Source organism: Bradyrhizobium sp. 61, assembly GCF_023073075.1.
Classification (GTDB): Bacteria; Pseudomonadota; Alphaproteobacteria; order Rhizobiales; family Xanthobacteraceae; genus Bradyrhizobium; species Bradyrhizobium barranii.
Map to the genome: position 1 here is coordinate 73690 of NZ_JADPIU010000005.1, position 16153 is coordinate 89842.

Sequence of the window (16153 nt, forward strand, 5' to 3'; positions counted from 1 at the left end):
CTGAGCATATCCCAGGTGGGCCACCGGCGGCCACTGAAATTCCGGTGGCCGGTCGAACCCGCTCCCAATTTCCCCCGTTTGTCAGAGACCCGAACCGACAAGCATACCAGTGCAGGCCGCCCCTCCGAAATTGACGCAGATCAATTGCAACGTGCAGACCTCCCCCTTTAGTGGGCGATCAAAGTGCCAGCATGGACGAATGGTGATTGTGCCCCAGCGAAGTTGAAGCACGGGGGTCGTCATGAACGTACGAGAATTAATTGAGACGTTGAAGGCACTCCCAAATAAAGATGCGTTGGTGGTCATTGGCGAAGGCCAAATGCCTGAGGTTTGGCTTATTGTTTCAGGTGTGGTGGAGCGTCGCATTCATGTAAGTGAGACCACACTCGATTGGGTGGGGCCTGGCAACGATATCGCGATCGAAATTGTCTGATCGCGCCGACCGGACGACCGGCGTACGGGCTGCATGAGCGCGCCTTGGCGGTCGGCCCGCCTCACGGCGGCAAATCCTCGCAGAGCTTGATCAGGATCATGACCGTCGAGCCGACTGCAACCACCACGGCAGACAAACGGCAACTCTGGGAGCAGGCCGACAAGGGCCGCTCGAACACGGAGCGATCTCTTCAATTGCGCGAAGCGCAAGCCTGCCACACCCATCGGACATCTCCACCTGCCTTGATTGTCCGCACTGTAACTGGAACGACGAGACGGCGCGTGCATTGGCGTCCATGGATGATAGGAGGTGGATCGCCATCATGGTCTCGTCGATGCTGCTGCTGGTTGGCGCGGCTGCAGTGCTGGTGTCACGCCCCGAGCTCCTCGGCGCGGTGAGGTGAAGAGCCGGTTCGCGCGCGGCATAGTCGTCATGATGGGCGGGCTCGTGCTGCTCGGTGCCCTACGAGCGCGAGCTCGGCTGGGGATTGGGCCTACTTCCTATTCTGCTAACTGGTCTGGCCCGCCCGATGCAAGAATGCCAGCCCGTTCCGAAAGAGAAACAAGTTCCGGCAACGACCGAACCTGCATTTTCGTCATTACATTAGAGCGATGGGCCTTGATCGTGCGCTCGGTCGTGCCCAGAGCGCTGGCGATCTGCTTGTTGATTTTGCCGCGAATGACCAGTTCAAAGACTTGCCGCTCGCGTGTGCTCAAGGTCGCAAGATGAGAAAGAAAGGCTTCGCGCATGCTCTTCAGGGGACGCGCCGCGTCGGCCCCGCCGCTGGATCGTGCAGCAGGTGAACCAATACAAGCGGTAGGCGGATCGCCTAGAGCGAGTGTTCGGCAGCGTCCCTGACCGAACACTCGCCACCCACCAAACTAGTCTACGGCCTGGCCAGTGCGTCCTCGGCCTTCGGAACATCCTCAGGCAGGCAGCGGGCGCCGCGGTTGCTTCCACGGTGGAATGCGAGGCGTAATGGTGCAGCAAAGCAGTTCACGACCTTTACTATACCGACTACTCCGGGCGCTTTAGTAATGAACAAGGGCCGCTGCTCAGAGACAGCGGCCCTTCGGATTTCAACCAGCAATGTCCGTCATCACCATTTTTGGCGACCGTACCATTCATCCACTTCCTTTTGCGCCTGATCCTTGGCATAGCCGTACCGTTGCTGCAATCTCCCTTCGAGTTGCTCTTGCTTCCCGTTGATCACATCAAGATCATCGTCGGTAAGCTTGCCCCACAGTTCCTTCACTTTGCCCTTCATCTGCTTCCAGTTGCCTTCAACGCGGTTCCAGTCCATGGCGCTCCTCCTGAACGACTAAGTTCGATCAACGGAGCTCGCCGACGCTTGGTTCCTCGGTGAGGATAGCGTCAATCAGGCGCGGGCGCATAGACGCCACGCGCTTGGTCCGCGAGGCGATCAACTCCGTTCCGGCGAAGCGGGCCACATGGAAGCTTAACCCACTCTGGCGCTTGCCCTGCGGGAGCGCGGCGCTGATTTACTCTGCCGCCTTTTTAGCTGCACGTTTGATTTGCTTGCCTCAAACGACCAAAAGAAAAGCCCGGCAGTGATGCCGGGCTTGAGGTCATGAAAAACGTTTACGTGATGCAGGTTAGTAGTAATAATTTTTCCCCTTATTCCAATATGCTTTGATGAACACGCGTTCGCGGATGACGAACGACAAGCGATAGCGAGGGCTCAAAGCGATCAGAACCGCTGTGCATCGGTACGGCGGCTCCTGGGCAGCCTATTGACAACCTATTGGGTCCGGGCCTGGTCCCTCCGGCAAGCACCAGCGGCTGGCTCGGCATCCGATGAGCGCCTATCCTGTCGTCATGATCAATAACACCGCCCTCACCGGCCGCCGCTCCGACAATCCGCACGAGGAGAGTTGGCACATCTATTCCGGCGACGTCCGCATCGGGACCATCGGCGCGCGCGCCGGCGTGCCGGTGCACGCCGACCAATGGGAATGGTCGGTCGGCTTCTATCCTGCATGGAGCCAGGCACCTGGCGGAGAGGAATAGCCGCCACGTTTGAAACCGCGCGCGAGGCCTTCGAGGCCGCTTGGACCGAGCTGCGGATCACCATCCCCGACGCTGCCTTTGCCGAATGGGGCCACGATCGCGACTGGCGGGCCGGGATTGCGGCCAAACGGGCGCGAGGCGAGAAGCTCGACAGCGAGATCCGGAGCACACTGATGCGCCGCGTCTGCGGCACCACATTCGACAGCTGGAAACCGGCGGAGAGTTACCCGCACCGCGCACACATCACCGCCGCGCAGGCGGCCAATGGGACACGCCGATGAAACACACCGAAGAACGACCCTATGCTGAGCCGGAGGCGGCCGCGCACAAGCTCGTCGAGCTCGCAGCGAGCGCTGAGGCTGTCCAGGACGGCCGCATCCACATCGAGAAGGTCAACGCGCCCTTCCTTTACACGCTAAAAGCCAGTGGTTCGGAGTTTGGGGCCGGCATCAAGTATGCAGTTGAATGCGGCTGGCTCGAGCTGCACGAGAGCGGGACCTATGTCCGGCTGATCGGCACCAGCGCAAAAGCGGCCCCAGCAAAAGACTAAGGTGCCGCGGCCGTTTGGAGGTTACCTTGGCGTTAATGGGGTCGCCAGGTGGTCATGAGCATAGGAAAAAACCGGCAATCAGTTCTGTCCGCTTTTGTACAAAGCGGTATAGTTTCAGGTCGGGAACGGGACCGATCGCTATGAAAGACATGCAGGCTCAGTTGGAAAAGCTCCGCACGGATGCTGCCGAGTGCGCCTTGATCCGTGATCTGGCAACTGAACCAAAGAAGCGAGAACTGTTCACCAAGCTGGCCGAGCATCTGACAATCTTGGCCGATGAGGTTGAACGCGCCATTGGTGCCGCGGGACCTGATCTGAAGCGGAAGGAATGACCGAACGAGGCTGGGGTCGGCGTTTCGAGGATCCGATCACGATCGGCGATCGCGTACTGGTGACGCTGCTCGACGCTGGCGAGTACATCGCCACGCTGCCGAAGAAAGAGCACGCCGTACCGGAGTGGCAAGCGGCGATGGAAACCTTGATCCTGGTGGCGGAAGGTGGCGGCCCGACGATGTTTGCCCGTATCGGGGTCTTGCGGGCATTGGACCGCCACTACGTCCCGGGGTTCAACCCGAAGGGAAAGGAGCCCCATTGGGGCCGGCGCAAGCTGAAGAGGGATCAATGACCGTCTGGATCTACGACCAAGGCAAAGAGCTGATGGTGTTCGCGACCGAGGAAGCTGCCAAGGTTTGGCTCGATGAAAACGATCCGGAGGGCGTGGCCTTTGAGTACGATGTGGTCGGCTTGCCGGCCTGAAGCGTGACCTGTGACGCGCGGTCAAATGGGAAAAGCCGCAGCGTGGTTCCAGCCCCACTGCGGCATTCCCGGAATAACGAAAAAACTTGGTACTCAAATCGCGCCGGTGTTCCTTCAGTAGAACACCCCGTTCCGAAAATGGAGTCCGGACAACTACCGGAATCCGGTTTTCGACGTATTGTCACTTGGAGGGTCGACATGGCACGGCATGTCGATTCCAGCCCCAATGCTCCCGGCCGCCGATCCAATTGCGGATTAGAGCGCCGGGAGTGCTAGGCCCGCCAGCGTGAACCGGCGCGGGCCTCACTTGGTCGAAACTAATTAGCGTCGCCCGACCTGCGATCAGCGGCGCGCTCGCCAACGGATCAACGCACCGTTCATGTTGAAGCCGAAGGGCAGCGGCAGCGAGTTCGGCGCGGGGCTCAAACACGCGATCGAGCGCGGCTGGTTATCAAGCACCAAAGCGGCACCTACGTGAGGCTGATGCCGTTCGGTGAAGATCTGCTGTCTCGCAAATAGGAGGCCCCCACCTCAGCCTTATTCACGTCCATCGTGAGATTTGCAGGCGGTCGCCTCTTGAGGCGCCAGTGCCCGACCAACGCGCGCCACTCGAATATGATGACGATGATGCCGATCAGCGCAGTCCCGAGCCCTGACATTATCAAAATCATTTGGAGCATCGAATCACCGTGACGTGTCGATGCTCCTAAGTATCAAAGTGAACGCTTGTTCCGAAGTTTTATTTGGGTGGCTGCAAGCCCGGCGAGCGCAGCCAGTCAGTTATATGGGCGCCGATCTCGGCGATCCTGGCTCGCTTTAGAAGCGCCTCGCGCTCGGCCCCAGCCGGCAACCGATCGGCCATCGTTTTGAGCTTGGCGGCCTGCTCGGCCATTCGTTCTTCAAGGGAACGGGTTTGCTTCACTCTGCGGCGCTCTCCCATGGCGCACCCCTGGATTTGTTAAAAAACGAATCCACAACTGGCGCAGCCAGATTCAGTTCCTAAGATTGAACTTTGGGCCCGGAGACGCCCGCGTGGCTTAGTGCTCTGACGGGCTCTGCCTTCGAGCCTTGCGCGCCATCTGCATCCATTCCTCCCCAAGCTTCAGCCACGCCTCCTTGTCGACCTCACGTGTCGCCCTTTCAGCCTCATGCAAGCAATTCTGCGCTTGATGCAGGTATCTGACAAAATCAGCGTCGTCCATCGCGTACAATGCGGGGGCAAAAAGAAAGTGCCAAATGAGAGGCCGCAGGGCGCCGCCTGAAGACAGCTCCTGCGGCCTGTGCTGCGACGTTCCGCACGATCGGCTCGGCGCGGCACGGCCCATCGGCTAGCACAGGAACTACAACGGCGCCCGAATTTTTGAGTCGTCGCTGCTGGTGGAGCGGCCCCGGCCTAACCCCTTGACCCACCTGGAGCCGGGGCCGTCTCTCGCCCTTGTCGTATCGGAGTAGCGTATGCGTTCCTCGCCCTCGATCGTGCCGACCGATCGCCTCGACCGTGACATCTATCTGGTGCTTGAAGACTTCGGCGCGCGCGCGCGTTGCGCCTGGCGTGAGACGGATGAAGCCGACACCGACCTCGAGGGCGTGCTGCAAAATCTCCTGTCCGGCCAGTACGCCTATCCGATCCGAATTGTATCCTTCAATGCCGTCGAGGGGTGGTCGCGGGATGCGACTTCCGAGGTCGCCGACGCACTTGCCCAGCGCGCAGCCGACACGGACGCCGAGGTCTCGTCTGCACTGCAAGACTTCGTCGCCGCCAACGCCACAAGGCGCTTCGACATGCAGCTCGCGCTGCCCTTGCACGGGGTCGCCTGATGTCCAGCGAGGACAAGCCGGCGGCGGCCGGCGCCGGCACCACGACGTGCGTCAACTGCGACGATCTCGGCTGGGTTTGCGAGAACCACCCGGACCGTCCCTGGGAGGGCCCACGCGCCTGCACCTGTGGCGGCGCTGGCACACCCTGCCCCGCCTGCAAGACTGCTGGCGAAGGTGAAGTGCCGCGGATACCGGAAGGCTTTCGGGTCGAGGTCGACAAGAACGGATGGCGGCACTGACGTCGTTTCGGAACGTTAACTCCGCCAGATCCCTCGGTTGAGCCATTTCCAAAACAACTTACCTGCCACAAAGAGCAGCAGCAGCCCGATGACCGTATAAGCGATCCAGTCCATCCGGCGCCTCCCGGCGAACAGCACGCTGCGCGAGTATTTTTACACCTGACGCTACCAGTCAAGCCGAAATCGATTTAGGGCGGTTCCGGATTCGCAATCTAGGAAGCCGCGCCTATCTGTCGCCTATGTCGAAAGAGTTCGAATTCTGCCTGCCGACCGCCGCTAAGGTGGTGCCGGCCGGGCCCGACTGGATCCACGAAATCAAATACGACGGCTAACGCCTGCGCGTAGAACGGCGAGGCCGCGACGTTCGGCTGCTCACCAAGAATGGTCACAACTGGACCGACCGCTTCCCTTGGATCCTCCAGGCAGCGTTGAAGAACCGCGAGGAGCAATTTGTCGTCGACGGTGAAGCCGTAGTGCTCGGCGTCGACGGCGTCTCAGACTTCAACGCCCTGCACTCGCGCCGAGGTGCAGCTCTATGCGTTCGACATTCTGGCGCTCGGCGGCGAAGACTTACGTCAGCTGCCGTTGACGATGCGCAAGACCAACCTGGCGCGCCTGCTACGCGGCCGCCCCGATGGCATCTTCGTCGCACCGTTTGAGGGCGGAGAAATTGGGCCGGACCTCTTCAAAGCAGCCTGCGGCATGGGCCTTGAGGGATTAGTCTCGAAACGGCGGAATCGCCGCTACGTCGCCGGCCGCACAAAGGAATGGATCAAAATGAAGAACCGAACACACCCCGCTATGTCCAGAGAGTTTTGACACGAATACGGGATTAGGGCGTGCACTCATATTGCCGCTTCTCGAGATAAAGCGGACCTATGCAAAGAAGTCCGGCAATTTCGCCTTTTGACCCAACTCGGACATTTGCGCGAGACGGGTGGCCGCTAACAAATGCGACGCATGCACGTTCGAGTAACCCACCTCAGCGCACGGTCGGAGCATGCTCCCGCTCGGCTAACGCCGAGGGCGCGGCGCACTAAGACTGGTGCGGTGCCAGCGTAGGGCGACAACGGAATTATTATTAAATGTCGGCCCCTTTGTTGGGGTCACCACGCTCTTCTGCTCCCTGTAATTCCCTCTGCGCTTGGTCCCAGAACTCGTCTTCGCGTCCTTCCGGTTTGCCCGCCTGCTCCCACAGCTCGAACGCGCGCTTCCGTATCTGCTCCTCGGTTGGGTGGGCCATCATGAAATCTCCCAGAGCGCAGGTCCTGCCTTGCGCAGGAGGCACAAAGGGCAGGACCGCCGGGCCAATTTATCTCAAAGAGCCAATTCGGGCTTCGGAGAGTCGTTCCTTCGCCACGCGCCTTCTCGGCCGCATCATCCGCCAAGGCCCATAGCAGCCGTATCCCGGCCGTTGGCCCGAAGTCGGCTTCTGACCACACCGGACATCGACGACCAAAGTCGGCAACCGGCACACCTGCGGGTCTCCGGAACCTTGGGGTGATTCCGGGAGTTTATGAATTAGGCGGTATCGCGATTTCGCTTTCGGCTCAACACACACTCAACACACATATGCCGTCTGTCGTCGCAAACCGCGGCATCGCAGGAGGCTCTTCATGAGTATCAAACGAATCTTGGTTCCACTTCCCGGCTCAGCCGGTCTCACCGGTCAAATTGAAACGGCCCTGTCTGCCGCCAAGGCGCTGGTGGCTCACGTCCAGGCACTGTTCATCAGTGAGCCGCCGCCAGTCACGCGCGACCTAATGGCCACCGATCTAATGGCCACCGAAATGGGACGACGAACGGCGACCGTCCCGGTAAATTGGCACGCCGAGGAACGGGAGCGAACTGCGCGGGATGCGCGTGAGGTTTTCGCGCGGGCCTGCGCGGTAGTCGGCATCCCGATGCTATCGGCGAGCGACGAGCCCGGCCGCCCGCTCGCAGCATCCTGGCGCGAAGCCGAGGGATCGTATGTGGAAATCGCGGTGCAACGGGCCGCTGCCTTCGACCTAATGGTCGCCGCAAGCGCCAGCGTGATGGAATCGCTCATGGCCATTGCCGAGCAATCGCTGCTGCGGACCCGTCGCCCCGTGCTGTTGGCGCCGGCTCGCCCGCAGAGTGATCTGACCGACAGCGTGATGATCGCCTGGGACGAGAGCCCGGAATGCTGGCACGCGGTCTCGGCTGCCATACCGTTCATGCAACTTGCCAAATCAGTGCGGGTCATAAGCGTTGACCGGGACGGCAGCAATCGTCAAGCCTCGCAGGCGGAGGTGCTTGCCTATTTGCGCTGTCATGGCATCGATGCGACCGCGCAGGTGGTTGCACCGGAATTGCGCTCGGTGGGTGATACGCTGCTCGCGGTGGGGGCAGAGCATGAAGCCGGCCTGCTGATCATGGGCGCCTATTCCCATAGCCGCCTACGCGAGATGTTTCTGGGCGGGGCCACGCGCCATATCCTTAAGAACGCTTCGGTACGCCCCGTTCTCTTAGCGCATTAGCCCTCGTCAGAGCGCAATCCCAGCTCAGGTTGCCGCCAACGCCAACGCTATGGCGGGCTTGCTCGCTCGCCGAAGGCGGGTTGGGGGGACCGTGCGATTAAGCACCGACGCTGCCAAACGCACCACCCTCCTCCCCCGCAATTGGGTCTCCCGAATTCGGCACTTATGGCAGATCGTGCTCGGGTCGATTTGATTGGATGTCGGTTTGTGGGCCCTTAACGGACCTCGTGCAATGTCCTCTTCTCCGCCGCGGTTGGGAAATAAGCGGGCATCGCGGATTTATGAGTGCACGCCCTAAAGCGGCCCCAAGCGCCGGGCTGGGAGGAGCTGAGACACCGGGACCGCCACGCCCCACCGGCTCAAGCCTTGCGCCGGTGGATATTCTCCGCCCGGGATTGATCGCAGTAGCGCCGAACGGTCGCTGGCGACTTCATTGGCGGGTCCACACGATGATGATCCCGATAGGGGCGAGCCGCCTCGGCGCTCACCCGCCCGATACGCACAGCGACCAGTCGTCAGGCCCAGCGCGAACCAGCGACTTGGACGTAAACCGATTGCTCCGCAATCATAGGGAAACGATGCTCTTCACTGCGGGGCGAACCCCGCTGTAAACTGATGTCGGATTGTGAAATCGATTCGCAGGAAGATGGCTAAATCCTCGAAACTTGTTGCCGCGAAGAATGGGCGAGTACTTCTTGTCCGACGACGGCGCGATAAGCGCTGGGCGTTTCCGGGCGGCCGTAAGCGTGCGGGTGAAAGTGAGAGGAAGTGTCTACGCCGCGAGATCACCGAGGAACTACCGAAGTTAAAACTTGGGCCAGTGAAGCTCTGGAAAGAGGTAAAGGGAAGAAACCGTCAATCCGGACGACAGATGAGCGACGCGATCTTTGTGGCCAAGAAGGCGTCCGGGTCCCTGAGGATCGGCGATAAGAACGAGATCGACAAAGCGTCTTGGCGCAAGCCGCGCGGCATCAGACTCACGCCCACGTCGCGCTACATCCGGGACAAGTTGTTTCCGAAGTAGATCACGCGCTCGCAACTGCGGGCCTCGAACCCAGCGGTCAACCGCGCAACCGTTTAGCGCGGGTCCAGACCTTCTTCAGATATCGTTTTCGGGCTCCCGATGCACCAACCTTCCCGCCCCAAATGCGAATGAGTTGCCGTGATGGACCGGAAAGCTCGGCGACTTCCTTATAGCTTGCAAGACCATTCTTGAGCATGCAGAGCGCGGCGGCCTTGGTGACATCCTTGGTGCGCATTTGCAATGCGATCCCGATTGTCGTTTCGGGCCAGATGCTGATGCGTCAATACTGTAATGCCCCCAGGGAGGCGGCCAGAATGCGAAGCACAACTGGCCACCCACCTTGCATCTTCTCAAAGCTAGTGGTCTGGCTTTTCGCGCACGATCACGCCGGTCTTAGGGTCGGCATGGAATTCCATCTTCTGTCCGTTCTTGATGCCTTCGCCCTCCCATTGGCCGTCGTCGGCTTCAAGCTTAGTGACCTGCGAATAGCCCGACTCCATGACCTTGGCCTTCACTTGCTCCATCGGCATCCAGTCAGGTCCGGGTTGGTCTGCTCTCGCTGCTGAGCCAATGGCGAGGGAACCGAGAACCAGAATTGTGGCCGCCTTCATTTTGGCCTCCTCTCGATGAAAGGCTTCAACGGGCGCGCTGAATTGATGTTCCTCTGTCTCGCCCGCGGACTTGGTGTCAGATCGACGCAAACGAATGGACGTCCGTTTTGGGCCCCTGAGGACAAGATGGTCGGCTTCGGGTCAGAACCGGCAATGCGGCCCTTTCTTATGGCGCTTGGCGGCGAGGATCTGCGCCAGCTGCCGTTGACTATGCGCAAGACCAACCTAGCGCGCCTGTTACGCGTCCGGCCGGACGGCATCTTTGTTGCACCGTTTGCGGGCGGAGAGGTCGGGCCGGACCTCTTTAAGGCTGCCTGTGCAATGGGCCTTGAAGGATTGGTTTCGAAACGCCGCGATCGCCGCTACATCGCCGGCCGCACAAAAGAATGGATCAAGGTGAAGAACCGAACACATGCGGCGATGTCCAGGCAGTTTTAGAAATATGTCACTGAAGGTCGTCCTCTTCCTTGACGAGAGTTAACAACCGGAGCGTCAGGAAGGTGAACAGCGCGATCGTCACCGCGACATCGTAGCTGCCGAGCCAGACCGAGACTCCGATCGCGCCGGTTGCCCACAGGCTCGCGGCGGTCGCGGTACCCTGTACCATATTGCCCTGCTTAAGGATCGCGCCGCCGCCGATGAAGCCAATGCCGGTGATTAGGCCTTCGATGACCTTTGCCATCCCGTCGGGCGAGGACGCCAAGAGATGTTCGCTGGCCTGGATGAAGCCGCAACTGGCCAGCGCGACCAGCGGAAAAGTACGGAGCCCCGCACTGCGCGCCCGCTTTTCGCGGTCCCACCCAATCGGCACGGCGAGCGCGAACGCCGCCGCCAGCGTCACGAAATGAACGCCTATCTGGAAACTGTTCAAGGCAAGTCCCTAAATGAAAGTCAGGAGCCATTGGACCAAGGAAATGGGCACCTCGGCAATGAGGCGTAAGGTTTCATCGCAAGCATCCGGTAGCTTCGGCCAGATGTGCATTGCGGAATCTGTGCCGCTGTTGGCGAATAGGCGGACATCGCGGATTTATGAGAACACGCCCTAAAAGAGGCGGCCGACTGAGGCGGTCCTGCTTCATGGGCCCGCAACGGAGGACGGCGATGCGCCCGCGGTCATCAAATTCAAGGGTTGCGCTGACGATGCCATCGCGAGCCACATAGAAGATCGTCGCGCCGTCTTCGCTAGGTTGTAGATCATCAAGCCCCGACGCTGGGTATTCCTTCAAGCGGCGCTTCCAGTAGGAGCGTAAGCTCTCGCGGCCTACGATGGTCACGCCGTCGCAAGCGCATTCGGTCACAGCGCCATCGGCGTACATCTGCACGATCGCTTCGACATCGCCAGCTCGGTAGGCGTCGAGCCAATCAACTGCTGCCGCCATTGGACCAAATGCCATCCGCGGCCGCGCTCCCGCCAGCATGACGACACCGTCGCCGGTCGCGCTGTAGCCGGCCATTGGTTCATTAGGAAGGAGGTGCAGGCGGCGCTAACTTCAACGTCGCCATTCACCTCGGGAGTCCACATCGCGCGCCACGACACCGCTAATGCAGCCGGTCACACATGCGCCGAACTTCAATCACCATGACCAGTTCTGCGAAGGCACATTCATCATGATTGGTTGGAAGGACTCCACCCAATAGTTCGCGGAACAGCAATTCCGGGCAATTACCGTCAACGGCGCTGACAAATGGGAGACGCGGCACACGGTCGGAAATCCCTGCGTTGGTCACAGTGTAATTCGGCCTTGGCCCTTAGCTATCATCTGTCTCAATCGCCGTATTGTCGGCTTTGGTCTGACACCAGCTGGACAGCCGCTTGTGACCCAAAGCCGACGTAGGTCAGGAACGCGCTGAAGTCGACTTCTGACCCGAGCGCTCGTCACCCTTCCGGCACGCCAGCGAGGCGCCAGCCTTCACACAAGCGCTGCAGCCCGGCAAGGTAAATTGGATTGTCGCTTTGTTGAGCTGCGAGCAAGCGACGAATGGTGAAACCTGAGTTGAGCGCAAGTCCCGTTCTCGCAGCAGTTCGCGCCTCATCGAGCGCGCCGGTCAAGGCCAAGGCAGCGGCGAGCGATATATGAGCGAGATGAAAGTTACGGTTCGCCTCGGTGCTTCGTCGCAGCCAACTGACGCCTTCGACGTCTGAACCAAGCAGCAGCTTGGCCACGCCCGCAAAACACGCCCACTGGTAGGCGAAAACGTCGCGAGGAGAGAGCCGTAAAGCTTCGAGTATATGGCCTTCGGTCTCGGCAGCGCGACCTATGTAGGATTTTGCGAAACCAAGGGCAGCATGAGCGTGGACCAAATTCGGAGCCAGCGCCAACGCAAGTTCGAACTCACGGATGCCTTGGGCGGCCCGGTTCGTAAAGGTCTGGACCCACCCCCGAGCCATGTGGGCTGAGGCACTGTTCGGCCTAATCGACAATACCTTGTTCACCATCGCCTCGGCCGCCGCAAGCCGCGCGGGCCCATCATCCGTCGTAAAGCTACCTCCAACTACCGTATCAACATTTGCCAGACCAATCATTGCTTCGACGTTGCCGGGATCGAACTCCAGCGAGCGCTCGAAGAAGCCCCGCGCTTGCGTCACGCATTCAAGGCTAATCCCCTTCATCAACCAGGCCCGGCCCTGGAAGCACAAGTCCATCGCATCGGGATGCAGCGTACGCTCGGCTCGTCGCGCCTCAGCCTCGATGAGCTGGGCACCTAATGTACCGGCGAGCCTCGACACGATTTCGTCCTGCATATCGAACAGGTCGCCGACAGGCTTCTCGAAGCGCTCGGCCCAAAGATGCTGACCGCTCTGGGCATCGATCAACTGCACGTTCATCCGAAGCCGATTGCCGCTGCGTTGCACTGAGCCTTCGAGCACGTAGCGAACGTTTAATTCGCGGCCGACCTGCCGTACATCGACTGCTCTACCCTTGTATGAGACGGCGCTGTTCCGTGCGATTACAAATGAACCACTGATGCGCGACAAGTCCGTGGTCAAGCTCTCGGTTACACCATCCACGAAATAGTCCTGCTCACGATCTCCGCTCAGGTTCGCGAAGGGTAGCACGACGATGGATAGGCGCGGCGGCGTGTCGCCTGTTCGCTCGACCGGGCCAATCGTCTCATTTGCGGGCCTCCGGGCTTCCTGCACTGCACCAACGAAGCGGAAACCTTTGCGCGGCAATGTTTTGATTAACTGCTGTTTATCGCCCGTGTCCCCGATTGCGCTCCGGGCGGCATTGAGGCGAGTCGTCAGCGCAGCATCCGAGACGATGCGACCTTTCCAGATGGCGTTGATGAGGTCGTCCTTGCTGACGACGCGCTCTCTGTTTCGGATCAGGTATTCGAGCAGATCGAACACTTGGGGTGCGACAACAACCACGTCTGTTGCGCGCTGCAGTTCGCGCCTGTCGGTATCCAATGCGTAATCCTCAAAAAGAAACCGCAAGCTGCATTCCCTCTCCGGGGCCACCCTCGGAAACCATAACAATAAGCTGCCAGTGAGGAAAATGTAAGCGAGCTGTTAGCGCGCCACTAGCGACCAACGCCTTCGTCCTTAAATCCGCGGCCGGACTGGCGTTCCTTATTCCCTCTCCTCCCGCTTGTGGCCCTTAGCGGTCGACCCAGCATGTCCGCTAGATGTCCGCTCCTTGGGGGTGAAGCAGACTTGATATGCTCAGGCCGAGTTCTTCCGGGTGTGACCCATAGCGCACTGGTCGCGCCCTTTGCGCGGCGAAGGCGCCAATCGAGATTGCGGAAATCGTTGGCTGATCGCTTTCGCCGCTCGCGGAATCATACGGGATGGCAGACGACCTATCCTTGCGCCGGACCAAAAGAAAAGCCCGGCATCGCTGCAGGGCTTGAGGTCATGAAAAAATTTACGTGATGAAGGCTAGTAGCAATAATTTTTCTTGTTATTCCAATCTCCTTTGATGAACATGCGTTCGCGGATGACGAACGACAAGAAGGCCGCAATGAGGGTTGAAGCTGCACGAATGGCTTGGGCCAACTCGCAATAATTGCGCAAAGATTCATTCCCCGAAAATGGACCAATTGAAAATGCCTAGCGAAGAAAGCGGTAGCGAGGGGTTCAAAACGACCAGAACCGCTGCGCATCGGTACGGCGGCTTCTGGGCAGCCTATTGACCAACCTATTGGGCTCGGCCCAAACCCGCGCGCAAGCCCCAGCGACTGGCTCAAGGCTCGGCTAGCCCCTGTCCTGTCGCCATGATCAACACCGCCCTCACCCGCCGCCGCGCCGACAATCCGCATGAGGAGACCTGGCATATCTACTTTACCGACGTCCGCATCGGCGCGATCGGCGTGCGCACCGGCGTGCCTGTGCACGCCGATAAATGGGGTTGGTCGGTCGGCTTCTATCCCGGCATGGAGCCAAGCACATGGCGGAGTGGCATAGCCGCTACCTTCGAAGCCGCGCGCGAGGCTTTCGAGACCGCTTGGTCGGATCTAAAGCCGAACATCACCCACAATGCCTTCGCCGAATGGCGCCAAGACCGCGACTGGCGCGCCGCGATGGCGGCCAAGCGGGCGCGGAGCGAGAAGCTCGACAGCGAGATCCGGAGCACGCTTATGCGCTGCGTCTGCGGGACCACATTCGACAGCTGGAGACCGGCGGAGAGCTACCAGCACCGCGCACATATCACCGCCGCGCAGGCGGCCAATGGGACACGCCTATGAAGCACACCGAAGAACGACCCTATGCAGATCCGGAGGCGGCCGCTCGCAAGCTCGTCGAGCTCGCAGCCAGCGTCGAGGCCATACAGGACGGCCGAATCTATATCGAGAGGATCAACGCGCCCTTCTTGTTCAAGCTGAAGGGCAGTGGCAGCGAGTTCGGCGCCGGGCTGAAATTTGCGATTCAGCGCGGCTGGTTATCGAAGCATGAAAGCGGCACCTACGTGAAGCTGACGCCGCCCGGTGAAGAACAGCTGACTCTAAAATTGGAGAAGGTACTGCTGAATAGACCGCTTACTAAGGGCGTGTACTCATTAAGCGGCTTGGCCGACTGATGTCCGCTCAACCCCCAACAGCTGCGGAAGAGTGGACCTAGCCCGAGGTCGCAAAAGGGCCCATCAGCCGACATCGCTCGCGAGGTAGCGCGCGTAAATCTCATTTCTCATATTGCGACTGCGAGCACGCTTAAGACCCCCCGTTGTTCTCTAAATCTCAAACAGCGCACAAATTGCCTCATGCCCTTTGGTACAATGACCTTGGGGACAGGCATGAATTAGGCTCGAAAATTAAAGCGGTTCAAGTTTGGGGGCGTCCATGTTTATGCGCACTTCCAGCGATGGTGCTCATCGGCCAACCAGGCTCGGTGATTTTGGTATATCGAGTAGCTCAAATCAGCTCGTTTGCCTGAGCGAGTTCACCTACAAGAAAGGCACTGTAATCTTCGCCGAGGGAGATTCTGCCGAGTACATATACCAGATTAAGCGAGGCGCCGCTCGGAGCTACAAAATGCTCAACGATGGGCGGCGACAGATAGGCGCATTTCATCTGCCTGGGGACATCTTCGGATTGGTGAACGGAGATTTGCACCGGTTCACGACAGAAGCTGTAGTTCGGACCACCGTTCGGCTGTTGAGCCGCCAAAGGCTTGATGAGGTTGCCCAGAGTGACAGTGTCCTCGCGAGAGAACTACTCAGCCTAACCACCCAAAATCTGCAACATGCTGAAGATCACATGCTTCTTCTGGGCCGCAAGGATTCCGTCGAACGGGTCGCGGCCTTTTTAGCAGAGATGGATCAGCGAAGCAGCGCTACCGCTGTGATGGCGCTGCCAATGACGCGCCGTGATATTGCGGACTATCTTGGGCTGACCATCGAAACTGTTTCCCGCGCATTGTCGCGATTGCGTCGGGCGGGCGTACTGGAGTTTACGGAGGTCAACCATCGCGAAATCAACATTCTAGACCGGCAACAACTGCATGCATTTGATCTTCAAAGCCATTCAGGGCTCGATCTGCATCATGAGGGAACAGATTAAGAGCCTAAGCAGGTAAACCGGTATACTCTGATCGATCTCAATATTTCCGCTTAGCCCTGAAGCTCGGACATCTGCAAGTTAATGAGTACATGCCCTTCTGTAATGGGCCCGATGATGTCAAGCCTCCCGAGTGAACGTCACGCCGCCGAACTCATGCTTCTGTCCGTGGTCAACGCCTGGCCGCCACATC

Annotated in this window: 25 protein-coding genes; 16 read left to right on the plus strand and 9 right to left on the minus strand. The window is 59.6% G+C overall.

Annotated elements, in window-relative coordinates; all coding sequences use genetic code 11:
• Positions 1-241: 241 nt before the first annotated feature.
• Positions 242-433 carry a hypothetical protein gene (locus IVB46_RS01650; protein WP_247310155.1) on the plus strand — a complete coding sequence of 64 codons (192 nt, stop codon included), beginning with the start codon at positions 242-244 and terminating at the stop codon, positions 431-433.
• Positions 434-933: 500 nt separating this feature from the next.
• On the opposite strand, the gene IVB46_RS01655 is transcribed toward IVB46_RS01650, so the two are convergent.
• Both IVB46_RS01655 and IVB46_RS01660 read right to left on the minus strand, forming a co-directional pair.
• Positions 934-1182 (minus strand): LuxR C-terminal-related transcriptional regulator, encoded by a 249-nt coding sequence (locus IVB46_RS01655; RefSeq protein WP_346016102.1) that lies wholly within the window; start codon positions 1180-1182, stop codon positions 934-936.
• A 350-nt stretch (positions 1183-1532) separates the two neighbouring features.
• A complete protein-coding gene (locus IVB46_RS01660; protein WP_247310153.1) occupies positions 1533-1736 on the minus strand; it encodes a CsbD family protein in 204 nt (67 codons plus the stop codon).
• A 515-nt stretch (positions 1737-2251) separates the two neighbouring features.
• Between IVB46_RS01660 and IVB46_RS01665 the strand changes: the two genes are divergently transcribed.
• The 6 genes from IVB46_RS01665 (at position 2252) to IVB46_RS44805 (ending at position 3770) form a co-directional block, all read left to right on the plus strand.
• Positions 2252-2464: a hypothetical protein gene (locus IVB46_RS01665; protein ID WP_247310151.1), complete on the plus strand. Its 213-nt coding sequence runs from the start codon at positions 2252-2254 to the stop codon at positions 2462-2464.
• Positions 2434-2745, plus strand: a complete 312-nt coding sequence (locus IVB46_RS01670) for a hypothetical protein (RefSeq protein ID WP_247341734.1) — start codon at positions 2434-2436, stop codon at positions 2743-2745. Before IVB46_RS01665 ends, IVB46_RS01670 begins: the two co-directional genes overlap by 31 nt.
• Positions 2742-3014 carry a hypothetical protein gene (locus IVB46_RS01675; RefSeq protein ID WP_247310147.1) on the plus strand — a complete coding sequence of 91 codons (273 nt, stop codon included), beginning with the start codon at positions 2742-2744 and terminating at the stop codon, positions 3012-3014. Before IVB46_RS01670 ends, IVB46_RS01675 begins: the two co-directional genes overlap by 4 nt.
• Before the next feature lie 140 nt (positions 3015-3154).
• Entirely contained in the window at positions 3155-3346 is a 192-nt protein-coding gene (locus IVB46_RS01680; protein WP_247310145.1) for a hypothetical protein, read from the plus strand.
• Positions 3343-3639 (plus strand): hypothetical protein, encoded by a 297-nt coding sequence (locus IVB46_RS01685; protein ID WP_247310143.1) that lies wholly within the window; start codon positions 3343-3345, stop codon positions 3637-3639. Before IVB46_RS01680 ends, IVB46_RS01685 begins: the two co-directional genes overlap by 4 nt.
• Positions 3636-3770: a hypothetical protein gene (locus IVB46_RS44805; RefSeq protein ID WP_256468536.1), complete on the plus strand. Its 135-nt coding sequence runs from the start codon at positions 3636-3638 to the stop codon at positions 3768-3770. Before IVB46_RS01685 ends, IVB46_RS44805 begins: the two co-directional genes overlap by 4 nt.
• A 739-nt stretch (positions 3771-4509) precedes the next feature.
• On the opposite strand, the gene IVB46_RS01690 is transcribed toward IVB46_RS44805, so the two are convergent.
• Entirely contained in the window at positions 4510-4662 is a 153-nt protein-coding gene (locus tag IVB46_RS01690) for a hypothetical protein (protein ID WP_346016103.1), read from the minus strand.
• Positions 4663-5225: 563 nt separating this feature from the next.
• Between IVB46_RS01690 and IVB46_RS01695 the strand changes: the two genes are divergently transcribed.
• From IVB46_RS01695 to IVB46_RS45025, 3 genes are all read left to right on the plus strand, one after another.
• Positions 5226-5588 (plus strand): hypothetical protein, encoded by a 363-nt coding sequence (locus IVB46_RS01695; RefSeq protein ID WP_247310139.1) that lies wholly within the window; start codon positions 5226-5228, stop codon positions 5586-5588.
• On the plus strand, positions 5588-5827 hold the full coding sequence (locus IVB46_RS01700) for a hypothetical protein (RefSeq protein WP_247310137.1): 240 nt from the start codon (positions 5588-5590) through the stop codon (positions 5825-5827). The genes IVB46_RS01695 and IVB46_RS01700 overlap by 1 nt, the downstream gene beginning before the upstream one ends.
• 525 nt (positions 5828-6352) lie before the next feature.
• Positions 6353-6646: a hypothetical protein gene (locus tag IVB46_RS45025; RefSeq protein WP_341850584.1), complete on the plus strand. Its 294-nt coding sequence runs from the start codon at positions 6353-6355 to the stop codon at positions 6644-6646.
• Between the two features lie 262 nt (positions 6647-6908).
• Here IVB46_RS45025 and IVB46_RS01710 read toward each other — a convergent pair whose 3' ends face one another.
• Positions 6909-7070 (minus strand): DUF2934 domain-containing protein, encoded by a 162-nt coding sequence (locus tag IVB46_RS01710; RefSeq protein WP_247310174.1) that lies wholly within the window; start codon positions 7068-7070, stop codon positions 6909-6911.
• 373 nt (positions 7071-7443) lie between these two features.
• Between IVB46_RS01710 and IVB46_RS01715 the strand changes: the two genes are divergently transcribed.
• The gene (locus IVB46_RS01715; protein ID WP_247310135.1) at positions 7444-8328 is read left to right on the plus strand and encodes a universal stress protein; all 885 of its coding nucleotides are present in this window, start codon (positions 7444-7446) and stop codon (positions 8326-8328) included.
• 646 nt (positions 8329-8974) lie between these two features.
• Positions 8975-9352 carry an NUDIX hydrolase gene (locus IVB46_RS01720; RefSeq protein ID WP_247310172.1) on the plus strand — a complete coding sequence of 126 codons (378 nt, stop codon included), beginning with the start codon at positions 8975-8977 and terminating at the stop codon, positions 9350-9352.
• A 37-nt stretch (positions 9353-9389) separates the two neighbouring features.
• Here IVB46_RS01720 and IVB46_RS01725 read toward each other — a convergent pair whose 3' ends face one another.
• The gene (locus IVB46_RS01725; RefSeq protein WP_247310133.1) at positions 9390-9587 is read right to left on the minus strand and encodes a hypothetical protein; all 198 of its coding nucleotides are present in this window, start codon (positions 9585-9587) and stop codon (positions 9390-9392) included.
• A gap of 121 nt (positions 9588-9708) precedes the next feature.
• The gene (locus tag IVB46_RS01730; RefSeq protein ID WP_247310131.1) at positions 9709-9963 is read right to left on the minus strand and encodes a PepSY domain-containing protein; all 255 of its coding nucleotides are present in this window, start codon (positions 9961-9963) and stop codon (positions 9709-9711) included.
• Between the two features lie 15 nt (positions 9964-9978).
• Between IVB46_RS01730 and IVB46_RS45030 the strand changes: the two genes are divergently transcribed.
• On the plus strand, positions 9979-10401 hold the full coding sequence (locus IVB46_RS45030; protein ID WP_346016104.1) for a hypothetical protein: 423 nt from the start codon (positions 9979-9981) through the stop codon (positions 10399-10401).
• Between the two features lie 7 nt (positions 10402-10408).
• Here the strand turns inward: IVB46_RS45030 and IVB46_RS01740 are convergent, their stop codons facing one another.
• The 3 genes from IVB46_RS01740 to IVB46_RS01750 form a co-directional block, all read right to left on the minus strand.
• Positions 10409-10834, minus strand: coding sequence for an MgtC/SapB family protein (locus IVB46_RS01740; protein WP_247310129.1), 426 nt, complete (start codon positions 10832-10834; stop codon positions 10409-10411).
• 73 nt (positions 10835-10907) lie between these two features.
• Positions 10908-11417 (minus strand): nuclear transport factor 2 family protein, encoded by a 510-nt coding sequence (locus tag IVB46_RS01745; protein WP_247310127.1) that lies wholly within the window; start codon positions 11415-11417, stop codon positions 10908-10910.
• A 422-nt stretch (positions 11418-11839) separates the two neighbouring features.
• Positions 11840-13402 carry a winged helix-turn-helix domain-containing protein gene (locus tag IVB46_RS01750; protein ID WP_247310125.1) on the minus strand — a complete coding sequence of 521 codons (1563 nt, stop codon included), beginning with the start codon at positions 13400-13402 and terminating at the stop codon, positions 11840-11842.
• 779 nt (positions 13403-14181) lie between these two features.
• Here IVB46_RS01750 and IVB46_RS01755 point away from each other — a divergent pair.
• From IVB46_RS01755 to IVB46_RS01765, 3 genes are all read left to right on the plus strand, one after another.
• Positions 14182-14652 carry a hypothetical protein gene (locus IVB46_RS01755; protein ID WP_247310123.1) on the plus strand — a complete coding sequence of 157 codons (471 nt, stop codon included), beginning with the start codon at positions 14182-14184 and terminating at the stop codon, positions 14650-14652.
• Complete coding sequence (locus IVB46_RS01760; RefSeq protein ID WP_247310121.1) at positions 14649-14984, plus strand: hypothetical protein; 336 nt, start codon at positions 14649-14651, stop codon at positions 14982-14984. Before IVB46_RS01755 ends, IVB46_RS01760 begins: the two co-directional genes overlap by 4 nt.
• 259 nt (positions 14985-15243) lie before the next feature.
• Positions 15244-15963, plus strand: coding sequence for a helix-turn-helix domain-containing protein (locus IVB46_RS01765; RefSeq protein WP_247310119.1), 720 nt, complete (start codon positions 15244-15246; stop codon positions 15961-15963).
• The last annotated feature ends 190 nt before the right edge of the window (positions 15964-16153 follow it).